The organism is Sphingobacterium hotanense (assembly GCF_008274825.1).
GTDB classification, from domain to species: Bacteria; Bacteroidota; Bacteroidia; order Sphingobacteriales; family Sphingobacteriaceae; genus Sphingobacterium; species Sphingobacterium hotanense.
In genome coordinates, this window is sequence record NZ_CP030848.1 from 2308341 (window position 1) to 2331901 (window position 23561).

Below are 23561 nucleotides of genomic sequence, written 5' to 3' on the forward strand. Positions count from 1 at the left end.
AAAGTGACGGTATCGGATTGGTTATGTTTATGCTGTATGTATAATCAGAGCAAGATAAAGATGGGTAAAGGAAAAGTTGTAATGCAGCTGAAAGGATTTCGCCTATGTGGATTATGCAAAAATCAGAAATTAAGTATTGGATCAAAAAGAGAATTCACTTTGCAGTTGCGAAAGATGTAAGACGTTAGTCGATTTGAGCCTTCTGTTTAAACAGGAAGGGAAGATGTTTGAACCAAGAAAGGAAGGATTATAAGATTAACAGGATCTTTGCAAAGTCCATTACAATTCCTCGATCTGCTAGTCTGTTGTTATTTACTCCATCTCTTTACTAACTTGGAAAAACTAGAAACCATTATCTCAATGTATAGCAAAAAAAAAAGACCCCTTTCAGGGTCTTAAATCTAATGTCTAATATCTTATATCTAATTCTTATGCATTATATGCTTTCAAGCCTTCTTCCAGACAAACCAATGCTTTTTTTAGATCATCTTGGTTTAACACATAAGCAAGTCGAACTTCGTTCTGGCCGGCGCCCGGTGTAGAATAGAAACCGGTTGCCGGTGCCATCATAACAGTCTCATTGTTATAATCGAATTTCTCCAACATCCATTGACAGAACTTATCCGCGTTGTCGATTGGTAGCTTAGCAACAACGTAAAAAGCACCACCTGGATTAGGACAGAATACACCGTCAATATTGTTCAGTCCATTTACTAATACATCTCTTCTTGCTGTATATTCTTTTGATACCGCTTCGAAATAGCTATCCGGAGTATCTACAGCAGCTTCGCCAGCAATTTGACCTTCTAAAGAAGGACTTAAGCGTGCCTGAGCAAACTTCAGACATGTTTGATACAACTCTTTGTGTTTAGTGATGATACATCCGATACGAGCACCGCATGCTGAATAACGTTTAGAAACGGTATCAAATACAACAACATTCTGTTCCACACCTTCCAAATGCATTGGTGACAAGAACTCACGACCGTCATAACAGAATTCTCGATATGCCTCATCCGAGAATAGGTAAAGGTCATACTTCAAACATAACTCGCGTAATGCTTCCAATTCATCACGTGAATAAAGGTATCCAGTTGGGTTATTTGGATTACAGATCGCAATAGCTTTCGTTTTCTCGGTAATTACTTTCTCAAATTCAGCGATGGACGGCAGTGCGAATCCATTGTCAATATAAGACATAATCGGCTTTACAATGATATCTGCAGAGCACGCAAAACCATTATAGTTTGCATAGAATGGTTCTGGGATGATTACCTCTTCACCAGGATTTAAGCAAGCTTGCATCGCAATTGTGATTGCTTCAGAACCACCGTTAGTAACCAAGATATCGCTAGGGGTGATGTTATAATTAAGTTTGTTATAGTATTCAGCCAACTTCGTGCGATAGGATAAAGTCCCTTCAGAAGCAGTATACGCCCATACTTTGAAGTCAATGTTCTTCAAGGCGTTTAACATCACTTCAGGAGTTTCGATATCTGGCTGACCAATATTTAGATGATAGATCTTTTTTCCATCTCTTTTAGCCTGATCGGCAAATGGTGTAAGCTTTCTAATGGGTGATGCAGGCATTTGTATGCCCTTTTGAGAAATTGTTGGCATTATAATTTGTTTTCGTTTTGACTGCGTCAAATTTACGAATAATCTTCGAAGGAAAGGCTATAAATAACAAAGCCATTCTGTTTAAAGAATGGCTTCGCTAAATAATATTCTAGATATTGTTTTATTCTACTATACCTTTTATCGTCAAAGTCTTAACGGGAGTCTTTGTATTTGATTTCACAATGAAAGACTTCGTAAATGGTCCCTTGGTTTCAGCATTGAACGTTACTTTAATTGTTCCTGCTTCACCTGGTTTCACCGGACTCTTTGTAAACTCTGCTACCGAACATCCACAAGTAGGTTGAACGTCAGCAATAATGATTGGCTCATCGCCAGCATTGTTGAACTTGTATTCGAAAGAAACTGGTTTGCCTGCTGGAATCTTTCCAAAGTCATGCGTTTCTTTTTCGAACTTAAATTCAGCTGTCAATAATGTCATTGCTGTTAAACTAATAAACGCAATTACCACCGCACATATACTTGTAATTTTTTTCATTGCTTCAATTTGTTTAGTTGTTTTTATTTACTTGTAATACTCAAATCTAAGACCAATTTTATGAAAAACCAGTCTATAGCATGCTTATTTGCTTAAATCAACAATAATATTACAAAAAGTTTAAATAATTCCTTCCTTCAGAATATCCTGAATATGGATAATTCCAGCGTATTTTCCTTCGTTCGTCACGACCAATTGAGAGATGCTGAATTGTCGCATAGTATGTAATGCATTTACTGCCAGTTCATTTCTGTCGATAGTCTTGGGGTTTAAGCTCATGATATCCTTAGCCGTTAACTTTGAGATATCCTCATGCTTTTCAAGCATACGGCGAATATCACCATCGGTGATAATTCCCAATATTTTATCATCATCCAACACAACCGTTGCGCCCAAACGAAACTTCGTGATAGATATAATGACGTTGCGGATGTCTTTCGTAGGCTCTACGATTGGCAGGCCATTATGATCGGATAAGTCGCCAACGCGTAAGTAAAGCTGCTTTCCTAAAGCACCGCCTGGATGGTATTTCGCGAAATCGCGATCAGAGAATTGTCTTTCCGTTTGCAAAGCTACAGCGATTGCATCACCCATGGCAAGCTGAACCGTCGTACTTGTAGTAGGGGCTAGGTTATTCGGGCAAGCCTCACGCGTAATCGTTGTATCCAAGATAAAATCAGCTTGTTCGGCAAGGAAAGAGTTCCGATTTCCAACGATCGCGACAAGCTTATTATTTGTCTGTTTCAAGAATGGCACAAGCACTTTAATCTCTGGAGTATTACCACTTTTGGAGATCGCAATGATCAAATCCTCTTTTTGAATTATTCCTAAATCTCCATGTATGGCATCGGCAGCATGCATGAAAATAGACGGTGTTCCGGTGGAATTTAGTGTTGCGACAATCTTTTGTGCAATAATAGCGCTCTTACCAATTCCTGTAATGATTACTCGGCCATTTAAACTAAGAATTGACTCAACAACCTTAACAAAATCATCATCAATTCTTTCTGATAATGCAAGGATATTTTTCGCCTCTAACTCAAAGGTGTTCACGGCAACCTTTTTGATATCTGTATTGTTTTTCACGTAAAATTTACTTATTTTTATTCTTCAATTTACATCACAAAAATACACTATTTAGGGCGTATTCCTAATGTTGTAAAGTCATCTAATTTAACATCGCTAGGTGAATGGAAATAGAAAAATCACTATTTGACAATTTACAGGATTTTTTTGGGTTTGATAATTTCAAAGGAGATCAAGAAGCCATTATCACAAATGTGCTAAACAAGAAAGATACCTTTGTTATTATGCCGACAGGCGGTGGCAAGTCCATCTGCTATCAACTACCAGCATTAATGAGCGAGGGAACAGCTATTGTTATCTCCCCATTGATTGCCCTTATGAAAAATCAAGTAGACCAGCTGAGAGCCTTCGGTGGTCGAGACAGCATTGCACACTTTCTGAACTCCTCATTAACTAAGAATGAGATTCTACGTGTAAAACAGGATGTAACAGATGGTAAGACCAAATTGTTATATGTTGCACCGGAATCCTTAGCCAAGGAGGACAATGTTGCATTTCTACGGAGTATTACCGTGTCCTTCGTCGCTGTCGATGAAGCGCATTGTATTTCGGAGTGGGGACATGATTTCCGTCCGGAGTATCGTAAAATCCGACAAGTCATCAATGAGGTAGGAGACAACATCCCTATTATCGCGCTGACAGCCACTGCAACACCTAAGGTGCAATCTGATATTCGCAAGAACTTACAGATGAATGATGCTCACTTATTTAAGTCTTCGTTCAACAGAACGAATCTCTACTATGAGGTTCGTCCGAAACAAGACGTCATTAAGGAAATCGTTCGCTTCATAAAGAATAATACCGGTAAGGCCGGAATCGTCTATTGTCTAAGTCGTAAGAAGGTAGAGGAGATTGCTGAGGTGTTGAATATCAACGGCATCAAAGCTCTACCGTACCATGCGGGACTGGATGCAAAAACGCGAGCTGAGACACAGGACAAGTTCCTGATGGAAGATATCGAGGTTATTGTAGCAACGATAGCCTTCGGTATGGGAATCGACAAACCAGACGTTCGTTATGTAATCCACCATGATATTCCAAAGTCTATGGAAGGCTATTATCAGGAAACAGGACGCGCTGGACGTGATGGAGGCGATGGCTTTTGTTTGGCATTCTATTCGGAAAAGGACGTCGAGAAATTGACGAAGTTCATGAAAGACAAACCGGTCTCTGAAAAGGAGATTGGTACTCAGATCCTAAAGGAAGTGATCGACTATTCGGAATCCGCAGTTTGTCGCAGAAAGCAGATTTTACACTATTTCGGCGAGAAATTCGACGAAACAGGATGTAACAACATGTGTGATAACTGCCGTTCGCAGAAAACTTATTTTGAAGCCGAGGCATCTCTATTGCAGGTCTTGAACTTCATTAAAGAGCAAGGCGACAAATTTGATGATCAGCATATCATCAATGTCATGATTGGTCAGAACAATCAGCCTATTTCTTCTTATAAGCATGATACACATCCTCTATTCGGATCCGGTAAAGAACTTGGGGTGAATTATTGGAATTCGCTAATCCGCCAAGCGGAGTTTTCGGGCTTTATCAAAAAAGATATCGATCACTACGGACTCCTTCAATTGACAGAGGCCGGCAAAAAATATATAAGCAACCCTTACCCGATTAAGTACATCATCAATCGTCCGATGGAAAAAGCGAGCGGAGATAGCTCGGATGACGCTGCTGGACATATTAGCACGCTGGATGCCGAATTATTGAAGATGCTGAAGGATCTTCGCAAGAAGATTGCGAAGCAGAAGTCTCTTCCGCCTTTTGTTATCTTTCAAGACCCTTCGTTAGACGAAATGTGTACTCATTATCCTATTTCTACGGAAGAGCTGAAGAAAATTCAGGGCGTAGGATCTGGGAAAGCAATGAAGTTTGGTGCTCCTTTCGTTGAGTTGATCAAGAAATATGTAGAAGACAACGATATCGACAGACCTCAGGACTTGGTGATCAAGAGCACGGCTAATAAGTCCGCATTGAAGGTTTCTATCATTCAGAATATCGATAGAAAGATCAGTTTGGAGGATATTGCATCATCCAAAGGCATTAGCTATGAGGATATGCTGAAAGAGGTCGAATCTATTGTCAACTCCGGTACGAAACTCAATATCGGATACTTTGTCGATGAGATGATCGATCCAGACCGTCAGGATGAGGTTTATGATTACTTCAAATCTGCAGAGAACGATAGCATCGATAGCGCATTGAATGAACTAGGAGAGGAGGATTATTCTTTTGAGGATATTCAACTCATGCGCATCAAATTTATATCAGAACTAGGAAATTAATAATACAATATGATCAATACTTATTTGCCAAATATTAAGAATGGCGACTCTGATGCTTTCTTTTTAATGGCAGGCCCATGTGCAATCGAAGGTGAGGATATCGCCCTTCGCATTGCTGAACGTATCGTTACGATTACAGATAAATTCAATATCCCTTATATCTTCAAAGGCTCATATCGCAAAGCAAACCGCTCAAGAGTGGACTCATTTACCGGTATCGGCGATGAAAAAGCTTTAAAAATTCTTGAAAAAGTAGGAAAGACCTTCGGTGTTCCTACAGTCACAGATATTCATGAAAGCCACGAAGCCGCAATGGCTGCCGCATACGTAGATGTACTACAGATTCCAGCTTTCTTATGCCGTCAAACGGAGCTTTTAGTTGCAGCGGCACAAACCGGTAAGGTGGTGAACATCAAAAAAGGACAGTTCCTCGCTGCGGAATCTATGAAGTTTGCTGTAGATAAGGTTAAAGATTCCGGAAATGACAAAGTATTCTTAACCGATCGTGGCAATACCTTCGGATACCAAGACTTGATCGTCGATTTTCGGGGAATTCCTACTATGCGCAATTTCAATGTCCCAACGGTAATGGATTGTACGCATTCTCTACAACAACCTAATCAGTCAACAGGAGTAACCGGCGGCAAACCGGAACTAATCGAAACTATCGCCAAAGCAGCTATCGCTGTAGGTGCCGATGGACTATTCATCGAAACGCACCCAGATCCTGCAAACGCGAAATCCGACGGCGCAAATATGTTGCACCTCGATCTATTAGAAGGATTAATGGAGAACCTGATCCGCGTGAGACAAGCAATAATTTAATCTAGATATTAGATATTAGATTTTAGATATTAGACATTAGAGCGTAGCGGGCTATTCTGACTACGCTCTTTTTTTAGTAGTTAGTAGTTTGTAGTTAGTATTAAGAACTTTAGCGGATAATGATTATTTGTTGTTTTGAACCAAGAAAGGAAGGATGAAAAAGATGAGCAGGATCCTGTAAATCCCCAAATCCTTCCTTTCCTGATTCAAGACAATAAACCTTTATATTGAAAACAAACCCGATCCTGACAATCCTCAAATCCTTCCTTTCCTGGTTCAAAGACAATCTAAAAAGGCACCCCCAATCCTGACAATCCTTGAATCCTTCCTTTCCTGGTTCAAGACAATCCGCTCGACATAATCCCCATACCACCAACCAACAACCCTACCCAAAATCCACAAAAAAAGCGCCTAGTCGGCGCCTTTTTAATATCTAATATCTAAAATCTAACATCTATTATTCAAAATACTCTTTGATACGTTCGAAGAAGGACTTCTCACTTTTACCCGGTTGAGGTTTAAAGTTTGCTGAGCCTTTCAATTTCTCTAACAATTCTTTTTCCTCTTTGGAAACAGTTTTCGGGGTCCATACATTCACGTAAACCAATTGGTCGCCTTTGTGGTATGAATTCACTTCCGGCAATCCTTTCCCTTTTAAGCGAAGGATTTTACCACCTTGAGTTCCTGGGTCGATTTTGATCTTTGCTTTACCGTCGATTGTTGGGATTTCCACGCTTGTTCCTAAAGCTGCATCTGCAAAATTGATGTATAGATCATAAATTACATTGATGCCATCGCGCTTCAAGGTCTCATGCGGAACTTCTTCAACCAAGATAATCAAATCACCAGGGATGCCACCGCGAGGGGCAGCATTACCTTTGCCGCTCATCGACAATTGCATGCCTTCGCTTACACCTGCAGGGATGTTGATGGAGATCGTTTCTTCACCGCGCTCTAAGCCTTCGCCTTTACAGGTTGTACACTTCGCAGTAATCTCAACGCCTTCACCATTACAAGTAGGGCAGGTGCTTGTTGTTTGCATCTGACCTAAGATCGTATTCGTCACACGACGAACAGAACCACTACCACCACAAGTGTTACAGGTATGGTAAGAGCTTTTATCTTTTGCGCCAGTACCGCTACAGGTATGACAAACAACTTGCTTATTTACTTTAACCTTTTTCTCGACGCCTTTCGCAATCTCCTCTAGGGTCAATTTTACTTTAATACGTAAGTTACTTCCACGTTGTACACGACGACCACCACGGCCTCCGCCACCACCACCGAAGAAACTTTCAAACGGATTGCCACCACCGAAGATATCACCAAACTGGCTAAAGATATCTTCCATGTTCATGCCGCCGCCACCATAACCGCCAGCAGCAGAATTACCCGCATGACCAAACTGATCATAACGCGCGCGCTTTTCCGAATTGCTTAATATCTCGTAAGCTTCAGCAGCTTCCTTAAATTTATCTTCCGCTTCCTTATCGCCCGGATTCTTATCTGGGTGATATTTAATAGCTAATTTACGATAGGCACTCTTAATCTCCGTCACTTCGGCAGTGCGGGAAACACCTAGGACATCGTAATAATCTCTCTTTGACATTTTATTTTTCTTATTGACCTACTACAACTTTTGCAAAACGTAATACACTGTCATTTAAGAAATAACCTTTCTCAATCACATCGATTACTTTATTTTTTAAATCGTCGCTAGGTGCAGGGATAGAAGTAATAGCTTCCTGATATTCGGGATCAAATGGCTGCCCGATCACATCCATTTCTTTTAGACCTAATTGTTCCATCGTTTTGCGGAACTTGGTATTTACTAGGTCAACGCCTTGCTTTACGCTGTCGTCATTCGGAATATCTTTCATAAAAGACATCGCACGATCGAAGTCATCTAACACAGGTAATAATTTCACTAACACATCTTTTCCTGCCGATTGCATTAAATCAAGCTTCTCTTTGGATGTGCGCTTTTTATAGTTGTCAAACTCCGCAACTAAACGTGTATATCTGTCATTAGACTCTGCCAATTTGTTGTTTAGGCTTTCTACTTCGTCAACTTCAGGGCTCTCAACGTTTGTCGTCGAATCTGTTTCTTCTGAATTTAAGTTTTCGTCTTGAATATTTTCGTTTTCGTTCATCATCACCGTTAAATTATATTCTTAAATCTGGTTCAATCAATTTTTTTGCCAATAAAAAAAATCCGACAGCCTGTCAGTGTTTTATATGTTTACACTTGCAAAATGTCGGATTATTCAGATTAATGTCAGTTTTTAGATGCTGACATTGTCATGCAAACCACCATCCGAGGTACGGATAATGCGTGCAGGCATATTTTTAATAATTTGATAATCGTGCGTAGCCATCAAGACTGCTGTTCCTGAAGATGCGATATCGCGAAGTAACAATACAATCTCTTCCGATGTAGCAGGGTCTAAGTTACCCGTAGGCTCATCGGCCAAAATAATCTCTGGGTTATTCAACAATGCTCTAGCAATAACTACACGTTGCTGCTCACCACCGGAAAGTTCATGTGGCATTTTCTTTAATTTCGAACGTAGACCTACTTTCTCCAACACATCAAGCATGCGGTTCTCGATTAAGCCTTTTTCCTTCCAGCCTGTAGCACGAAGTGCAAATTCTAAGTTCTTCTCAATCGTACGGTCGTTCAATAAGTGAAAATCCTGAAAGACAATACCTAGTTTTCTGCGCAAGAAGGGAACATCGTTTTCATGAAGCTTCTTCAAATCAAATCCAGCAACCATGCCTTCGCCATTAGCGATATAAAGATCACCGTAAATAATTTTCAATAAACTACTTTTACCTGAGCCAGACTGACCGATCAAGTAAAGAAATTCGCCCTGAGCAATATCTAAGTTTACATTAGATAGTACCAGGTGCTTCTGTTGGTATATATCGACGTTCTTAAGTTTAATAACCGTATTTTCTCTCATATCTTTCTATAAGTCAATTTTTTTTATCTGACCAAATGGCAATTCGCGAACTACATCCATGATATAATCCAATTTATCACCAAGGCCAATTTTATCAAGGGATTTATCAGGTCGATCTACTCGAAAGTATGCTAATAGGGTAAATGCATCATCACGCAATTGAACATAATCCGGAATCTTCGCAACACCCTTTACTTTGATAACATACATGTAAACAAAATTATAATTTTTTATTAATACACAGTTATATTAACGCTACAATTTAGCTTTTATTGGTTCGCACGTAAGAATTCCAACGTATTCACCCCATCCGCATAATCATCGAGTGCGGGACACTGACTAGATCCTAGCGGAAATACAGGCGAACCTACATTCAGATCAACCGCTGATGTAACGCACTGAATATCCAATTCATGCTTATTGATATACGTTTCAACCTGATCTAGCGAGCTATAGCGTTCATAGTGAACGACCGCAAGGGGAGAAGCCATACTTTCATCTTCCTTCAACAGCAAAAAGCCATTATCGAAATGTTGATTCTTATTGATCAGGTAGATCGACTTATTGAAATCGTAGTTGTTGTTGTATTTGAAATGATCTTTGATCCAGTTGAATGACTCCACAGCTTCAAAGAACTTCGCCACATCATAGTTCTCCGGAATAAAAACTTTGGAAACCGAACGACAGCCCAAACCAAAGAAATCAAAGATATCATGGCCAAGAGCCTTCAATTGCTCGTCAGTTTCCTCGCCTGACAACACAGCGATGGAATTTCTGTTCTTACGGATAATATGTGGTTTTTTACCGAAATAGTGTTCAAAGTAACGAGCAGAATTATTGCTTCCCGTAGCGATTACCAAATCAAAATCTTTCAGGATATCAACGATGGCAAAACGAGCAGCGAATGCCGGCTCAATCTCGACCAACTTATCCAAAACAAACTTCGTTAGACCCGCATCGTCCGACGAGGTCTTAATCTGTGCTTTAAAGCCAGTAATCAGCACACATAGGATATCATGAAAGCCTACAAGCGGAAGGTTTCCAGCAAGCACCAAGCCTACCATCTTATCGGTTTCCTGATCCGGAAAATCAGCTAGCCAAGCATTCAAATTTGCCTCCGTCAGCTGCGCGCCGAAAGCCTTAAATTGCTGTGCTACGTATCGAGAGGTGTACCAAGGATTTAAGCGCTCAACACGATCTAAAACTGCTTGAATTGCTGCATCATCCGATGCTAAAAAGGAACCTAACTGACTGAATGCTTGAATGCGTTGTTCTCGTACCAAAACTTACTATTTAGAATTATTCTCTACTATTTTTGTCTTATATTTGCCACATAAAAGTCAATTACTATTAAATTGATATACTTTATTTTTATCGAGTATATATTTAATGTTAACTTTGACAAGTGCAAAATTAGTTTATTATTTTATTGTAAGGACATAAATGGCAATTAAAATTACTGACGAATGTATAAATTGTGGGGCTTGCGAACCAGAATGCCCAAACAACGCAATTTATGATGCTGGAGTAACTTGGAAGTTTTCGGATGGTACTGCTTTGGATGGTGTTATTGATTTCGGCGATGGCGTTACATTAGACGCAAACGAATCGCAAGAAGCAATCTCCAACGAAGTCTATTATATTGTATCAGATAAATGTACAGAGTGTGTGGGATTCCATGATGAACCGCAATGTGCTGCAGTATGTCCGGTAGATTGTTGTGTAGACGACGAAGACGTTCGCGAATCTAACGACGAACTACTAGCTAAGAAAGCTTGGTTACACGCTGAATAAGCATTTAAATAAAAAAACAAAAAAGCCTGTCGAACGACAGGCTTTTTTGTTTTTTAGTAGTTGGTGATAAATGTTGTCTTTTAGAATTTGGTTTAGAAAGGAGAGTTTGTGTGAGTAATTGGTTTAGAAAGGAGAGCTTGTCTTTGACCGTTGGTTTAGAAAGCGAAGTTTGTCTTTGAACCAGGAAAGGAAGGATTTAGGGATTGGCAGGATCTAGTCTAACTGCTTAATATTTGCTAATGAACTCGTTTTGCTTAAAGCCCTTTCAAACCCCTTTATAACCCAATGCATAACCCAATCAAAGCCGCTTCAAAAGGGTTTTGATATGGGAGTGATATGGGAGTGATTGGCTAAGGAGTGGATGATGAATTATTCGGCAGCTTAATTGTTGCTTTTGTTTTGAACCAAGAAAGAAAGTATGAGGATGAACAGGATCCTGTAAATCTTTAAATCCTTCCTTTCTTGGTTCAAGACAATTTTTCCTTTCCGCATGATCCTGCCAATCCTTAAATCCTTCCTTTCCTGGTTCAAGACAAACATCCGGACAAGACATCCTGCCAATCCCTATATCCTTCTTTCCCTGGTTCAAAACACTTTAAAACAAAGAATCAAAACAAACTTCCCTTCCTGTTTAATCAACAGTTCAAAACAAACTATACCTCAGCTACTTAGAAATCTCATCCTCTCAAGCTGCGCCCTCCATTTCCCTAAATTATTTGCTTTACAGTGCTATTTTTTTATTTTTGTCAGGCGGAAAATTGAAAATAACGAATAACATAACCCCTAAATTAACTACATGTCTAAAAAAACAACGGGATATATTCTACTAATAACCATTGCGTTAGCCTCTATTATCACTCTACTATACGAATTTAACACTGTTGCTGTTCCGGCTACTGTTATGGTTGTGGTCCGTTGGGTTACGGCGGCTGTATTGGTTTTGAATGCCTTGGTTCGTCGAAATCTAACAACATGGATTTTGACCTGTATGATATTGGGTATCTTTATCGGTCTTGATTTACCAAATGCTGCGCGTGCCTTGCAACCTTTAAGTCAAGGGTTTATCAAGCTCGTGAAGACTATTGTTGGACCAATTCTATTCTCGACATTAGTATTTGGTATTGCCGGACACTCCGATTTAAAGCAGGTTGGGCGTATGGCTTGGAAATCCATGCTATACTTCTTCTTGGCTACGACTTGTGCGATCTTCATCGGATTGGCAGCCATCAACTTAACACAAGCAGGTGTTGGTATTGATATCGAGCACATGCCGCACGAAGAACTTCCAACAACATCGGCGGTTTCTGAGGCGGATAAAGTAGCGTTAGAGCATATCGACGAAAGTGCACATTGGCTGTTTAAGTTTACAACCTTCTTTAGAGATACATTCCCGGAGAATATTGTAAAGTCCATTTATGAGAATAAGGTATTACAGATTGTGGTTTTTGCAGTTATCTTCGGTATCGGTTTAGCGATGGTGGAGGAAAAAAAGCGAAAGCCGCTGGTCGATTTTACGGAAAGTCTATCCGAAGCCATGTTCAAATTCACCAATCTGGTGATGCTCTTCGCACCTATTGGTGTGGGCGCAGCGATGGCCTATACGGTTGGACACCTAGGGGTGGACATCCTGAAAAACCTCTTTATGCTTTTGGCAACACTTTACCTTGCCTTGATCATGTTCTTACTGGTGGTTTTATTGCCAGTTGCGTTATACTTAAAAGTTCCTATAAAACAATTTGTTAACGCTATTAAAGAGCCGGTTTCCATTGCCTTTGCAACGACGAGTTCGGATGCTGCGCTTCCAAAAGCGATGAGTGCGATGGAGAAATTTGGTGTTCCGCGTCGCATCGTATCCTTTGTTATTCCGACGGGATATAGCTTTAACCTCGACGGAACTTCGCTTTACCTTTCTTTAGCATCAATCTTCGTGGCGCAAGCAGCGGGAATTGATCTTTCCTTCGGACAGCAATTAGCAATTGCCTTTACCCTGATGATTACTTCAAAAGGGGTGGCAGCTGTTCCTAGAGCTTCGTTGATCGTATTGATCGCAACAGCAGATCAGTTTGGTTTGCCAGTGTTTGTTATCGCAGCGATCTTAGGTATCGACGAATTAATGGATATGGCAAGAACGTCGGTGAACGTTATTGGTAACTGTTTAGCGACGGTTGTTGTAGCGAAATGGGAAGGGGAATTTGATGAAGCGGCTCCGTTCCGCGTGGATTCCGACGAAGACGGAATCAAGGAAATTGCGGAGGTCATCGAAGAAGGACCTGAAAACGAAACAAGATCTTAAATAGAGAGGGGATGTTCATTCGAGCATCCCCTTCGTTTTGAATATATGAATTATTAATTGCCAAATTAAGATATATAGCCCTTCACGTATTGTTTGGTAATTTCATTTTGTGGATTCAACAGCACATCCTCCGTTTTCCCAAATTCCACGATTTCACCATTGTATAAGAAAAGTATATAGTCTGACACCCTGCGCGCCTGGCGAAGGATATGGGTAACCAAGACGATCGTATAATCTTCTTTAAGTTGAATCAACAGATTTTCTATCGTTTGTGTTGAAATAGGGTCCAAGGCGGAGGTAGATTCGTCGCCTAAGATAATTTCAGGCTCCACAGCAAGTCCACGCGCTAAACAAAGGCGCTGTTGCTGCCCGATAGATAAACGTGTCGCAGAGGCATCCAAACGATCTTTCACTTCATCCCATAATCCCACATTCACCAACTGTTGCTCAACAATCGCTTTTAAAGTATTTTTGTCCCGAATACCATGAATTTTTGGACCATAAGCGATATTATCAAATATCGACATCGGCAATGGAAAAGGCTTCTGCGAAAGCAGGCCCATTTTCTTACGAATATGCGTCACTTCTGCGCCTGGAGCATAAATATCCTCGTTGTTCACCAGTACAGAACCTGTTACCTCTACATCTTTTTGATCGTCTAGCAGTCGGTTCAAAGTCTTCAATAGCGTCGTCTTCCCGCAACCCGAGGGACCTATAATGGAGGTTATCGAGTTATTCGGAATATCCAGACTGATATTCTTCAGAATCTGTTTTCCTTCTACCGTTACGTTCAAATCCTTGATCTGAATCTTTGGAAGGACGATACGGCTTAAATCTTGTGCTTTTTCTGCTTCGACGCTAGGATATGTGAGCATAGAACGATGATTAAGATGATAATAGTTAATACTAAAGCAGAGGCATAGGCACGGCCTTGGACTTCCGGAATAGGACTGCTAAGCTGGAAGAATATAGCCAGTGGCAGTGTCGCAGTTGGCTCATCGATGTATTTAGGTAAGTTATCGCTGAAGCCGGTAGTCAACAAGACGCCGGCAACATCGCCAATAGCGCGCCCAAATGCCAATAAAACTGCTGTAAATAGCCCCGGCTTTATATATTTGATCATGACACGTGCTGTTTCCCAGCGCGTTGCTCCAAGGGAAGCCGTGACATGTCTCAGATCTTGAGGAATGGTAGAGATCAGCTCATCCAAAGTTCTCACTACGATGGGGATAGTCAACAAAGTTATGGTGATAATACCCCCAAGCAAAGATGCTCTAATACCAAGGAACACCATAATGCTAAACGCTATGGCGCCATAAACAATGGAGGGAATACCGAACAACACATCGAACAATAGCTTGGCACTTCGCGCTAAGGAAGAACCTTTCTTGACATAGATATTCAAATAAAGCGCGATGGGTATTCCGATTAACGTCGCTAACAAAGTCGAAGCACTAGCCAAGTACAGCGAACCCAAGATAGCGTTTAGAATTCCGCCTTCTTTTCCGATATAAAATCCTCCCTGTGGTACTTTGCTAATCATGTCCCAGGACAGGTAGGGCAAGCCTTTGTAAAGGATTGTTCCTACGATGAAAAATAAGGAGCCGGTGATAATGATACCGGAAAGCTGCATAAACATTTTGGCAAGCTTCTCTTGAAACAGTCTAGATTTTACAGTTCTCATCTTAATACTTTGCCTCCAGTTTATTTAAGATTAATCTTGAAATCAGGTTAAAGCCGAAAATGATGACAAAGAGCAATAGCGCTGCAAACATCAATGCCGAATCGTATAAAGGAATAGACATCATTTCTCCAAAATTATTCGCTATTAAAGCAGGAATGGGATAACCGGCGTCAAAGATTGATTTTGGGATTTGCGGGATATTACCACAGACCATCAATACGGCGACCGTTTCACCAAACGCCCGGGAAATGGCCAATACCACTGCCGCAAATATTCCAGGCTTAGCTTTCTTCAGTACAACATGCTTGATTGTTTCCCAACGAGTCGCACCAAGGCTAAGGGAAACAGCACGTAGCTCGTACGGAATAGTATTCAATACTTCAACCATGATGCTGACCATAATCGGAAAGATCATGACCGCCAGTACAATACCACCGGCAAAAACAGAATAGCCGGTCGTGCTGATACCAAATATTGGCGCTATATAAGTTCCTAAAAGAGGAACTACAAATAATACCCCCCAAACTCCATATAATACCGGTGGGATTGCTGCCAGCACATTCACTAATGGAAGCACCATATTGCGCAATCGGTCAGATGCATATTCGACTAAATAGACTGACGCGAGAATACACAAAGGGACTGCAATTAATAAGGATAACAAGGTAACCCAGATGGTGCCGAGGATAAAAGAAAGGAAGCCAAATTGCCCTTTTAACGGAGCCCACACGCTTTCGGTCAGTACATCCCATAGCGAGAACTCTGTTAGAAGTGGGGTTGCTTTCCATACTAAGCCAACGACGATGAGTACAATGACCAAGCTGGTGATCCCTAATAATCCCGCCGACACCCGCTGCGCTATCTTATCTTTTACTAATCTGTTTATCACCAATGCTTAATTTTTGTAATTGTTGTGCTATAACGTCTTTTTCCAAAGGCACATATCCATTCTCCAATAGATAAGCCTGCTGCTTTTCCTGTAATACAAATTCTATAAATGCTTTCAATAGCCTTGTCTGTTGATCATTACGAACGACGAACATCAGTTCGCGTGCAGGTGGAGACGGATATTTCTGTTGCGCGACAGCGTTGGTCAGTTGATCGATGCTATCATAGAAGTTTTCATCCGGATCGATCTTCCCGTTTTGGTTTAAGTCTATCGGCAGGGCAGCAATCTGCGCGCTGGCTTTCTTTGATTTTAAGTCGTAGACATAATTGATGTTGTTGAATCCGATAGCCAGTTTGTTGTCTTTGATAGCTTGAGCAAGTCCGGGGTCGCCGAATATTCCAATGCCTTTTAGATCTTCCTGATTGGCTTTAAAGAACTTAGCCCATGTTTCTGCTGCTCCGGCGGCATCTGAACGAACATATACTTCCAACGGCTCTTGAACAAAGCGGGAATCGATATCCGACCATAATTTATAATAACCTCCTAGAAAGATGTGTTTTAATTCCTCCTGAGTAAACCCGCGTTCTTTGATCAGCTTATAATTGGGGTGCTCGCTATTAACAGTACCAATAACAGCATCATTTGCAACAAGGACCGGGTAAGCTCCTTTTTCCAGCTCCTGTGCATGCAGATCGCGAGAAACCAATCCGATATCGACCATGTTGGTCAAGACATCTGCAATTCCTTTACCCGCTCCACCAGCAGAGATATTGAAACGTACGTCCGGGTTTTCTTTCTTGAAATCTTCGCTCCATAATACCGCTAATGGGTAGAGTGCGAAGGCTCCAGATATAGAAATATTACCAACATATCCGCGCTCCGAATCATAGCCCTCAGAAACTTTCGGTGCGCAACTGCTCAACAAAAGTGTTGTTAATAAACTGATAGACAATGATTTATTTAGCTTCATGAGCGTCTTTAAAATTACGTTTTGAAATTATTTCTACAAATATATACTAAATCACTAGATATTATATATTATTTTTACAGAAAATTTATACATTTGTCCATCGAACCTTAAGAATACTATAATATAAGGTAGATGTTATTGAATTATTAATAATACTAACTAGGTTAAAGATGCAGAGTTTTCGTACGGAATTAGAGAATCCAGTCGTTGAGCAAGAGATAATCGAGCTGGAGAGAAAGATTAGGAGTTTTCAGAAGGGGGAGATCCCAGATGAGAAATTCCGTTCTTTAAGATTAGCTAGGGGAGTATATGGTCAACGTCAGCCGGGTGTGCAGATGGTGCGTATCAAACTTCCTTTTGGCAAGGTTACTTTCAAGCAACTGCTTAAGATCGCTGATATCTCTGATGAGTATGCAAGCAAGAATTTACACTTAACTACCCGCCAAGATATACAATTACACTTCGTTAGCTTAGATAAAACACCGGAACTATGGGCAAAGTTAGCGGAAGATGATATTACATTGCGCGAGGCTTGTGGAAACACGGTTCGTAATGTAACGGCTTCAGCGACAGCCGGTATTGACCCAGACGAGTTGTTTGATGTGTCGCCATACGCGCAAAAAACATTTGAATATTTCCTAAGGAATCCTGTTTGTGCGGAGATGGGACGAAAGATCAAGATGTCTTTCTCGTCGTCAGATAAGGATTCTGCATTTTCATACATACACGATTTCGGCTTTATCCCTAAAATCAGGGTGGTAAATGGCGAAGAACAACGTGGTTTCAAAGTGATGCTTGGTGGTGGATTGGGAGCTCAACCTATTCTAGCCTATGAGATCTTTGATTTCTTAGCTGATGATGATTTCATTCCTTATATAGAAGCAACTCTACGCGTGTTCGACCGACATGGAGAACGCAATAACCGCAATAAGGCTCGTTTTAAATATCTCATACAAAAGCTAGGCTTAAAGAGCGTCTTAGCGCTTATTGAAGAAGAAAAGACCGCGATTAAGAACACCCAGGTAAAGGTTGATCGAAATTTGATTCAGCAACCTGCAGCTCCAACTGAGGAAGTAACCGAAGTAGAAGCGATCGACCAGATCGGTTTTGAAATATGGAAACAGACTAATGTTTTCGAGCAAAAGCAGAAAGGATATTATGGCGTATATGCTAATATTCAGACGGGCGATATTTCAACAGAGAAAGCACGTGTATTGGTTGCCGGGCTTCGTGGGCACATTGCGGATGATATCCGCATAACTCAAGATCAGAATTTACTCTTCAAGTATGCTCGCCAGGAATCTCTGGCTCATATTTACAATGTGCTGGCTAGCTTAGGTTTTTCAAAACCAGGGCATAACAGTACGGCGGATATCACCACTTGTCCGGGAACAGATACTTGTAACCTAGGGATTTCAAACTCAACGGAAATGGCAAGAGTATTGGAAAACTATATCCATGAGTTTCATACCGACTTCGTTTTTGAACAGCAATTAAAGATTAAGATTTCAGGCTGTATGAATTCATGCGGACAACATGGTCTTGCTCATATTGGCTTCCATGGGAGCTCTGTAAAGGCTGGCGGTGCAGTGATTCCTGCAGCGCAAGTGATGTTAGCCGGAGGTACAATTGGCGATGGAAAAGGTCGTGTAGCAGAGCGTGTTATCAAAGTGCCTACGAAGCGTGTTTTGCAAGTTGTAGATCTGTTGTTGACCGACTTTAAAGCCAATAAATCAGCTGAGCAGAACTTTCATGATTATTATGATCAGCAGACGAAAGACTATTTCTATAGATTACTGAAGCCGCTGGCTGATTTAACGACATTGACCCCCGATGAGCACATCGACTGGGGACATGAGGAAACCTTTGCGACTGCAATCGGCGTGGGCGAATGTGCCGGTGTTATTATTGACTTGGTTGCAACCCTGTTGTTGGAAGCGGAAGAGAAATTGGATCTCTCTAGACTCGCGTTGGAGAAAGGACAATATGCAGATGCCATCTATCATGCTTACAGTTCGTTTGTATGGACAGCCAAGGCTTTATTGTTAGATAAAGGAATAAATTCTTCAACACAAGCAGCAGTTATACAGGAGTTTGATACGCACTATGTAAACGAAGGCTTATTTAGTTTTCCGACTAGCTTCAGTGAGCGTGTTTTACAAATCAATAAATATGAGCCCTCTAAGGAATTTGCAGAAGCATACCTTTTGCAGGCCACCGCTTTTGGCTTAGAAGGAGCGGAACGTAGGGAAGAATTAAAGGCGGTTAGTCAATAAAACAGGAGGGAAGAATGAAAGAAATTAAACCAAAAGTAACTTTAGTAGGCGCAGGGCCGGGAGATCCTGATCTCATCACTTTGAAAGGAATACGTGCTATAGCGTCTGCGGATGTGATTTTATATGATGCTTTAGTGAATGAGAGCTTGCTGGAGTACGCGAGCAAAGATTGCACAAAAATATATGTAGGGAAACGTGCGGAGCGATTATCGACTTCACAAGACCATATAAATCAGCTGTTAGTTGATTATGCGCTGACTCATGGGCATGTCGTTCGATTAAAGGGCGGTGATCCTTTTGTATTCGGACGAGGTGGCGAAGAATTGGATTTTGTTCGACAATTTGATATAGAAACGGCAGTAGTGCCCGGCATCTCCTCATCAGTTGGGTTAACGGGTCTTCAGCAAATCCCATTGACTTATAGGGGTATCTCAGAGTCTTTTTGGGTAATTACAGGCTCCACTAGCGATGGCCGTCTATCGAACGATTTGTACACTGCTGTACAGACCAATGCAACGGTTGTTGTTTTGATGGGTTTTTCGAAGCTGCGAGAGATTGTTGCGCTGTATCAATCTGAGGGCAAAGGTAATTTACCTATCGCCTTAATTCAGAATGGATCTTTACCAAACGAAAGGGTTGTATTAGGCCGAATAAACAGCATTATACAGGACGCTGAGCGTAGTTTGGTTGGAGTTCCGGCGATCATCGTACTAGGAGAAGTCGTTGCAAAGCATCAGGAATTTGAAGCAGTAAAACTTGAATTAGCAAGCATTCAAAACGTATAGTGCGATGAATACATTATTTCCTATTTACGTTAAGTTGGACCAAATCAACACGTTGCTTATCGGTGGAGGACCTGTAGGCTTGGAAAAGCTGCAAGCGCTGCTTAGCAATTCTCCAAATGCAAAAGTTAAGATTATAGCGCGTGATGTGATCGACGAGATAGTTGCCTTGGTAAATTCAAATGAATTACTATCCTTAGAAATACGCGAATTTCAAGAACGTGATCTTGACGGTATGGACTTGCTGATTATGGCCACAAACAATCCGGAATTTAATGAGGAAGTTAAACAGCTCGCTAAGTCAAGACATCTGTTGGTCAATGTGGCTGACAAGCCTGATTTATGCGATTTCTACCTCGGGTCTGTCGTGCAGAAAGGAAACCTGAAGATAGGGATTTCCACCAACGGCAAATCACCCACCATAGCGAAGCGCCTAAAAGAATTTTTAAATGAATTATTGCCAGAGGAAATTGATGAAACATTGAATCTCATGGCTTCTTATAGAAATAGCTTAAAGGGCGATTTCCAAAGAAAAGTGACCGTCTTGAACGCGCATACCGAATCATTATTGAAAGGAGCAGGATCATGATAGAACAATTAAAGAGCGATTTAGCAGGTTTGGACGCTCGGGAGATTCTGACCTATGTCAATGCGCGGTTTGGAGAGGAAGCGATCTTTTCGACGTCATTTGGAATAGAGGATCAGGTCATTACACATTTGCTATCGGAGATAAATGCTACGACTCGTGTTTTTACCCTCGATACAGGTCGTTTGTTTCCGGAGACTTATTATGTATGGAACAGAACGTTGGATATCTACAAGCTTCCGATACAGGCTTATTATCCGAGAACAGAAGCGGTGGAAGAATTGATCAGTACCAAAGGACCGTCGAGCTTCTATGAGTCGACGGAAAATCGAAAGGAATGTTGTTTTATCCGGAAGATTGAACCTTTGAAACGTGCGATCAAGGGATACAAGGTATGGATTACCGGTATACGGGCAGAACAGTCGGAAAACCGAGATCACATGGAATTCATCGAGTGGGATGAGGGTAATCAGATTATCAAGGTTCATCCATTGTTCAACTGGACCCTGGAAATGGTCGAGACGTTCTTAAAAGTCAATTTTGTGCCTTATAATCCTTTACATGACAAAGGGTTCCCGAGCATCGGTTGCCAGCCCTGTACCAGGGCGATAGCTGCAGGGGAGGATTTCCGTGCAGGCCGCTGGTGGTGGGAAGATAAAAGCAAGAAAGAGTGTGGGTTACATGTTACAAGTAAATAATAGATTAATGTATGGATTACTTAGATCATCTAGAGGCGGAAGCCATTTATATATTGCGTGAGGTTGCCGGGCAATTCGAAAAGCCAGCTTTGCTATTCTCTGGCGGGAAAGACTCGATAACGCTAGTACACCTGGCAAAGAAAGCATTTAGACCGGGTAAATTTCCTTTTCCACTCGTACATATTGATACCGGGCATAATTTCCCCGAAACAATAGAGTATAGAGATTGGCTGGTGGAGCAGATTGGTGAAAAACTGATCGTAGGACACGTTCAGGATAGCATTGATGCTGGAAAGGTTGTGGAGCAACGTGGTAAAAATGCTAGCCGGAATGCCCTACAGACAGTGACATTATTAGATACCATAGAGCAATATGGTTTTGATGCTTGTATTGGCGGAGCGCGTCGAGACGAAGAAAAAGCGAGAGCGAAAGAGCGTATCTTTTCCGTTCGGGACGAATTTGGGCAATGGGATCCGAAAAGGCAGCGTCCTGAGCTTTGGAACATATTTAACGGCAAGATCCAACGCGGCGAGAATGTCCGAGTATTCCCGATTTCTAACTGGACTGAACTAGATGTTTGGAATTACATTAAACGTGAGAATATTGCCTTGCCGTCGATTTACTTTAGCCATGAGCGTGATGTTGTTTTTCGGAATGGACAATGGATGGCTGCAGATCCAGTTTTACAAATTGATGATCAAGATATCGTCGAGCATAAATCAGTGAGATTTAGAACGGTAGGCGATATGACCTGTACAGCTGCAGTAGACTCTATCGCCGTGGAACTAGATGACATCATTGCTGAGATTAAAGCTTCTACGGTCAGCGAGCGTGGTGCTCGTATGGATGATAAGGTGTCGGAAGCTGCAATGGAGGAACGCAAGAAACAAGGCTATTTTTAATCAATTAAACGAAGACAACAGATGAACATTATAAAATTTATTACCGCCGGATCTGTAGACGACGGCAAAAGCACGCTGATCGGACGGCTTTTATATGATACCAATTCGATTTTAGATGATCAGTTGGAGGCAATACAGAAAGCTAATCGCAAAAACGATGATGGTACTGTGGATTTAGCAATTCTAACGGATGGCCTAAAAGCAGAGCGCGAGCAAGGTATTACGATTGATGTAGCGTATAAATATTTCCAAACGGAGAAACGTAAATTCATTATCGCCGATGCACCCGGACATATACAGTACACACGGAATATGGTTACTGGCGCTAGTAATTCCGACTTAATAATCATCCTGATCGACGCTAGAAAAGGTGTAATCGAACAGACTAAGAGACATTCCTTTTTAGCGAAGTTATTAGGCTTAAAGAAAGTACTCGTTTGTGTGAACAAAATGGATATGATGGACTACGAGTTGGCAGTCTACGAAAATATCAAGAATGATTACTTGCAGCTTGCAGCGAAGCTTAAATTAGATGATGTTGATTTTATTCCGGTTTCCGCTTTAAAAGGAGATAATATTGTTAATCGTTCTAATAGAATGAATTGGTACACAGGACCTTCATTATTAGAATATCTAGAAGAGGTTAATATAGAAACAAAGGAAAATAAAGGCTGGAGATTTCCCGTACAATGGGTTGTTCGTCCTCAAAGTGCTGATTTACATGACTATAGGGGCTATGCCGGTAGGGTATTAGGAGAGGGGTTAAAAACAGGAGAGGAGGTGATCATTCTTCCGAGCGGAAGCCGCTCTAGAGTCGCTGCAATCGAATTTAACGAGGAAAAGCTGGATGAAGCTCAAAATGGGGCCTCAGTAATCATCCATTTGAGCGATGATGTTGATATTTCCCGTGGTGATATGATTGTGAGTGCAGCCAATCCATCTCTAACAGAAAGAAACGTAGAAGCAAATATCTCATGGTTTGAAAACAAAGAACTGGATACAAACCAAGTTTATTTGTTGCAAACACACGCAAAAGTCACTAAAATTAAAATTCCTGAGATTTTATTTAAATACGACGTTCATACGCAAGATCAGATTTATAATGAATCAATTCGTTTGAATGATATCGGACGTGTACAGATTAGATCTGCTGAAGATATAGTTTTTGATAGACAGGAAGATTTTCCAGAGAACGCAAGAGCTATTATAATTGATCCACGAACGAATATTACTGTCGCTGCAGCGATTATACAATCTGCATAATAATGGCAGGGGGCTTTATCAGAAGCTCCCTTGCATACTACTATTTAACATAATATAAATTATGATACAATAATATAATGAAATAATAAAGTAAGGTCTTTGGCGATATCCAGGTTTATATTGTCGTTTAACACTAT

At 41.1% G+C, this 23561-nt stretch carries 22 protein-coding genes; 10 read left to right on the forward strand and 12 right to left on the reverse strand.

Annotated features, from left to right (window positions below):
• Positions 1-429: 429 nt before the first annotated feature.
• The 3 genes from DSM08_RS09595 to DSM08_RS09605 form a co-directional block, all read right to left on the reverse strand.
• Positions 430-1620, reverse strand: coding sequence for a pyridoxal phosphate-dependent aminotransferase (locus DSM08_RS09595; RefSeq protein ID WP_149525948.1), 1191 nt, complete (start codon positions 1618-1620; stop codon positions 430-432).
• A gap of 121 nt (positions 1621-1741) precedes the next feature.
• A complete protein-coding gene (locus tag DSM08_RS09600; protein WP_149525949.1) occupies positions 1742-2116 on the reverse strand; it encodes a DUF1573 domain-containing protein in 375 nt (124 codons plus the stop codon).
• Between the two features lie 120 nt (positions 2117-2236).
• Complete coding sequence (locus DSM08_RS09605) at positions 2237-3202, reverse strand: KpsF/GutQ family sugar-phosphate isomerase (protein ID WP_149525950.1); 966 nt, start codon at positions 3200-3202, stop codon at positions 2237-2239.
• Positions 3203-3306: 104 nt separating this feature from the next.
• Here DSM08_RS09605 and recQ point away from each other — a divergent pair, with 104 nt between their 5' ends.
• Both recQ and kdsA read left to right on the forward strand, forming a co-directional pair.
• Entirely contained in the window at positions 3307-5496 is a 2190-nt protein-coding gene (recQ, locus tag DSM08_RS09610) for a DNA helicase RecQ (protein ID WP_149525951.1), read from the forward strand.
• 9 nt (positions 5497-5505) lie between these two features.
• On the forward strand, positions 5506-6321 hold the full coding sequence (kdsA, locus tag DSM08_RS09615; RefSeq protein WP_149525952.1) for a 3-deoxy-8-phosphooctulonate synthase: 816 nt from the start codon (positions 5506-5508) through the stop codon (positions 6319-6321).
• Positions 6322-6778: 457 nt separating this feature from the next.
• Here the strand turns inward: kdsA and dnaJ are convergent, their stop codons facing one another.
• The 5 genes from dnaJ to DSM08_RS09640 all read right to left on the reverse strand — a co-directional run bounded on the left by dnaJ (position 6779) and on the right by DSM08_RS09640 (position 10570).
• On the reverse strand, positions 6779-7930 hold the full coding sequence (dnaJ, locus tag DSM08_RS09620; RefSeq protein ID WP_149525953.1) for a molecular chaperone DnaJ: 1152 nt from the start codon (positions 7928-7930) through the stop codon (positions 6779-6781).
• A 10-nt stretch (positions 7931-7940) separates the two neighbouring features.
• The gene (locus tag DSM08_RS09625; protein WP_246172195.1) at positions 7941-8477 is read right to left on the reverse strand and encodes a nucleotide exchange factor GrpE; all 537 of its coding nucleotides are present in this window, start codon (positions 8475-8477) and stop codon (positions 7941-7943) included.
• A gap of 129 nt (positions 8478-8606) precedes the next feature.
• Entirely contained in the window at positions 8607-9287 is a 681-nt protein-coding gene (locus tag DSM08_RS09630) for a cell division ATP-binding protein FtsE (protein WP_149525954.1), read from the reverse strand.
• Positions 9288-9293: 6 nt separating this feature from the next.
• Positions 9294-9497 carry a fructose-6-phosphate aldolase gene (locus DSM08_RS09635; RefSeq protein WP_149525955.1) on the reverse strand — a complete coding sequence of 68 codons (204 nt, stop codon included), beginning with the start codon at positions 9495-9497 and terminating at the stop codon, positions 9294-9296.
• Between the two features lie 59 nt (positions 9498-9556).
• Positions 9557-10570, reverse strand: a complete 1014-nt coding sequence (locus DSM08_RS09640; protein ID WP_149525956.1) for an acyl-CoA reductase — start codon at positions 10568-10570, stop codon at positions 9557-9559.
• 160 nt (positions 10571-10730) lie between these two features.
• Here DSM08_RS09640 and DSM08_RS09645 point away from each other — a divergent pair, with 160 nt between their 5' ends.
• Together DSM08_RS09645 and DSM08_RS09650 are read left to right on the forward strand one after the other, a co-directional pair.
• Positions 10731-11081 (forward strand): 4Fe-4S dicluster domain-containing protein, encoded by a 351-nt coding sequence (locus DSM08_RS09645; protein WP_046672889.1) that lies wholly within the window; start codon positions 10731-10733, stop codon positions 11079-11081.
• A gap of 796 nt (positions 11082-11877) precedes the next feature.
• Complete coding sequence (locus DSM08_RS09650; RefSeq protein ID WP_149525957.1) at positions 11878-13374, forward strand: dicarboxylate/amino acid:cation symporter; 1497 nt, start codon at positions 11878-11880, stop codon at positions 13372-13374.
• 65 nt (positions 13375-13439) lie between these two features.
• On the opposite strand, the gene DSM08_RS09655 is transcribed toward DSM08_RS09650, so the two are convergent.
• From DSM08_RS09655 to DSM08_RS09670, 4 genes are read right to left on the reverse strand one after another with little or no spacing between them, the layout of a single operon-like run.
• On the reverse strand, positions 13440-14249 hold the full coding sequence (locus DSM08_RS09655) for a phosphate ABC transporter ATP-binding protein (RefSeq protein WP_149525958.1): 810 nt from the start codon (positions 14247-14249) through the stop codon (positions 13440-13442).
• Complete coding sequence (locus DSM08_RS09660) at positions 14204-15058, reverse strand: PstA family ABC transporter permease (RefSeq protein ID WP_149525959.1); 855 nt, start codon at positions 15056-15058, stop codon at positions 14204-14206. Before DSM08_RS09660 ends, DSM08_RS09655 begins: the two co-directional genes overlap by 46 nt.
• A gap of 1 nt (position 15059) precedes the next feature.
• On the reverse strand, positions 15060-15947 hold the full coding sequence (gene pstC, locus DSM08_RS09665; RefSeq protein WP_246172197.1) for a phosphate ABC transporter permease subunit PstC: 888 nt from the start codon (positions 15945-15947) through the stop codon (positions 15060-15062).
• Complete coding sequence (locus DSM08_RS09670; protein ID WP_149525961.1) at positions 15922-16917, reverse strand: PstS family phosphate ABC transporter substrate-binding protein; 996 nt, start codon at positions 16915-16917, stop codon at positions 15922-15924. Before DSM08_RS09670 ends, pstC begins: the two co-directional genes overlap by 26 nt.
• A gap of 170 nt (positions 16918-17087) precedes the next feature.
• On the opposite strand from DSM08_RS09670, the gene DSM08_RS09675 reads away from it, so the two are divergent.
• Genes DSM08_RS09675 through DSM08_RS09700 form a run of 6 tightly spaced genes read left to right on the forward strand, consistent with a single transcriptional unit; the run spans position 17088 to position 23424 of the window.
• On the forward strand, positions 17088-19193 hold the full coding sequence (locus tag DSM08_RS09675) for a HEPN domain-containing protein (RefSeq protein WP_149525962.1): 2106 nt from the start codon (positions 17088-17090) through the stop codon (positions 19191-19193).
• A gap of 14 nt (positions 19194-19207) precedes the next feature.
• The gene (gene cobA, locus DSM08_RS09680) at positions 19208-19978 is read left to right on the forward strand and encodes a uroporphyrinogen-III C-methyltransferase (protein ID WP_149525963.1); all 771 of its coding nucleotides are present in this window, start codon (positions 19208-19210) and stop codon (positions 19976-19978) included.
• 4 nt (positions 19979-19982) lie between these two features.
• The gene (locus tag DSM08_RS09685) at positions 19983-20564 is read left to right on the forward strand and encodes a precorrin-2 dehydrogenase/sirohydrochlorin ferrochelatase family protein (protein ID WP_149525964.1); all 582 of its coding nucleotides are present in this window, start codon (positions 19983-19985) and stop codon (positions 20562-20564) included.
• A complete protein-coding gene (locus tag DSM08_RS09690) occupies positions 20558-21259 on the forward strand; it encodes a phosphoadenylyl-sulfate reductase (RefSeq protein ID WP_394344167.1) in 702 nt (233 codons plus the stop codon). Before DSM08_RS09685 ends, DSM08_RS09690 begins: the two co-directional genes overlap by 7 nt.
• 11 nt (positions 21260-21270) lie before the next feature.
• Positions 21271-22161 (forward strand): sulfate adenylyltransferase subunit CysD, encoded by an 891-nt coding sequence (gene cysD / locus DSM08_RS09695; protein WP_149525966.1) that lies wholly within the window; start codon positions 21271-21273, stop codon positions 22159-22161.
• A gap of 21 nt (positions 22162-22182) precedes the next feature.
• A complete protein-coding gene (locus DSM08_RS09700) occupies positions 22183-23424 on the forward strand; it encodes a sulfate adenylyltransferase subunit 1 (protein ID WP_149525967.1) in 1242 nt (413 codons plus the stop codon).
• Positions 23425-23561: the final 137 nt, after the last annotated feature.